This is a genomic window from Verrucomicrobium sp. 3C (assembly GCF_000379365.1).
In the GTDB taxonomy this organism is placed as follows: Bacteria; Verrucomicrobiota; Verrucomicrobiia; order Methylacidiphilales; family Methylacidiphilaceae; genus Methylacidimicrobium.
On record NZ_KB901878.1, the window covers coordinates 89942 to 90543 of the forward strand.

Genomic DNA, 602 nt, shown 5'->3' on the forward strand with positions numbered 1-602 from the left:
CGGGCAAAGGACGATGCATCAACACGGGAGGCCCATCTGGCCGGGAGCTCGGGTTGGCCCCGAGCGGACCGACCGCTGCCCTGCGAGGGGCCGAAGCGGGACCAGGTGGGAGTCGGATAGGTCCATACTGTGCGCTGGGCAGCGCATGAATCAGGAGGGTTTAAGTCCCTCCGGCGCTCGAATGAGGGGCGCCGTATCCAAAAGCGGGGGTATTGCCTCGTTGGCCACCGGCGTAAGTCGTTGGAGTACAGGGTGTCCGGAGCGATCCGGAATCCGAAGGGTTTGAGGAGAAGTATTGGGCTGTAATCAATGAGGGCAACCTCGAGGATGAACAGGTCGGCCAAAGATGGGGCAAGGTCGAGCCCGCATTATGGGGGCGAAGGCGTTACTCATTCACCCATCGTACCAAGGTGTTTGCTGGCGGCACGATACGGAAGATTCATGTGTGACCCCAGGAGACCTGACTGTGACCCGGCCAACAAGCGGGTAAGCGACCCTATAAGCGCAAGCGAAGTGGGAAGCGAGGCACAGCCAGGAGTCGGAGAACGTAATAGTACCGGAAGCGCGAGACGAACAACTCGCGTGACCAGCAATGGCGGACT